This is a genomic window from Streptomyces sp. NPDC054932 (genome assembly GCF_053610205.1).
The window spans coordinates 1-1,768 of the sequence record NZ_JBSGXU010000384.1 but is presented as its reverse complement, the minus strand read 5'-3'; the positions used below and the strand labels follow the sequence as shown (position 1 = coordinate 1,768).

Genomic DNA, 1,768 nt, shown 5'->3' with positions numbered 1-1,768 from the left:
GGCGGAGTGCGCCCGCGCGATCTGCCGGGCCATGGCCAGGCCCAGCCCGGACCCCGGCAGGGCGCGGGCCGTCCCGGCCCGGTAGAACCGGTCGAAGACGTGCGGCAGATCCTCCGGTGAGATCCCCGGCCCGTGGTCCCGGACCGTCAGTTCCGGCCCCCGGCCGGGAACGCCCGCCACCAGCTCCACCTCGACGGGCAGCCCGCCCCGGGTGAACTTGGCCGCGTTGTCCAGCAGGTTCCCCAACAGGCGGCTCAGCCGCGCCGGCACCCCCGGCACCACGATCGGCTCGGCCGGCACCCGCACGTGGAAGGGCACGGCCGGCCAGTGCGTCCGCGCCGCCTGCGCGCAGTGCTCCACCAGCGCGCCCAGCCGGACCTGTTCCACCAGCGGCTGCGGTTCCTCCTCGCGTGCCAGCTCGATCAGGTCGCCCACCAGGCCCGTCACCTCGCGCAGCTGCCGTCCCAGCGCCGCGGAGGCCCGCTCGCGCTGGTCCGGGGTGAGCCGGTCGGCCCGTGCCAGCAGTTCGGCGTTGGTCCGCAGGGCCGTCAGCGGGGTGCGCAGTTCGTGCGAGGCGTCCGCGACCAGTTGCCGCTGCGCGCTGACCGACTGTTCCAGCTCCCCCAGCATGGTGTTGAAGCTCGTGGCCAGCCGGGTGATCTCGTCCTCCCGCCCCGGTGGCGGCAGTTCGATGCGGTGCCGGGCGTCGCGGGTGGCGGCGATCCGCTCGGCCGTCGCGGTGAGCCGGGTGACCGGGGCCAGTCCGGTCCGCGAGACCCAGTGGCCGAGGAGGGCGGCCAGCAGCACGCCCGCGGCGGCGATCAGCACCAGCCACCGGGCGGCCTCCTCGATGCCGTCCTCGACGGTGTCGGCCCGCAGGGCGACCTGGAGCGCGCGCCCCTTGGCGTAGTCGGTGGTGAGCATCCGGGCGGGGTACCCGGCCACCGTGATGTTCGTGTAATACGGGGCCCGCCTGCCCTCGGCGACCTCCCGCGCGGCCGGGTCCACGGGCAGCTGCCCCGGCTCCGAGGGGGCCTTGGCCGGGTCTGCGCCCACCACCTCCGCGCACGCGGGAGCCGCCAGGAACCGGCACTCCCCCGCCAGGGTGCCGGGTGCCGCGCCCGGGTTGCGCTGGGCGGCGAGCCGTGCGGACTGGGTCAGGCTGAGGTCGAGCTGCTCGTAGAGCGCGGACCGGACCACCAGGAACGCCGCCGCGCACACCCCGACGGCCACGAGGGCCACGGCGGCGGTGACGGACAGCGCCAGCCGGGTCCGCAGGGGACGCCGCCTGCGCCAGACCCGCCCGAGCCGTCGGCGGCCGCCGCTCACGCCGCGTCCAGCCGGTAGCCGACGCCGTGGACGGTGTGCACCAGCCGGGGCTCGCCCGCGGCTTCGAGTTTCCGGCGCAGGTAGCCGACGTAGACGGCGAGGGAGTTGGAGTCCGGCCCGAAGTCCCGGCCCCAGACCAGTTCCAGGATCAGCTCGCGCGGGAGCACCTGGCCGCGGTGGCGCAGGAGCAGTTCGAGGAGGGCCGCTTCGGTACGGCTGAACTCCAGCGGACGGTTCCCCCGGCGCCCGGTCCTGGTCGTGGGGTCGAGGACGAGGTCGGCGAAGCCGAGCGTGGCGGCGCCCGCGGGTCCGGGCGCGGCCCGCCGCAGCAGCGCCCGGACGCGGGCGAGGAGCTCGTCGAGGGCGAACGGCTTGACGAGGTAGTCGTCGGCGCCGGCCTCCAGCCCGTCGACCCGCTCGCTGACGGAGTCGAGCGCGG

2 protein-coding genes are annotated in these 1,768 nt (G+C 76.3%); both read right to left on the bottom strand.

All coding sequences use genetic code 11. The features are described 5' to 3' along the window. Nucleotides 1-1,329: sensor histidine kinase (locus ACWGE1_RS40985; RefSeq protein ID WP_453425558.1), on the bottom strand; the 1,329-nt coding region annotated here is incomplete at its 3' end. Continuing rightward, on the bottom strand, nucleotides 1,326-1,768 hold a 443-nt coding region (locus tag ACWGE1_RS40980), incomplete at its 5' end, for a winged helix-turn-helix domain-containing protein (RefSeq protein WP_453425557.1). The genes ACWGE1_RS40985 and ACWGE1_RS40980, both read right to left, overlap by 4 nt.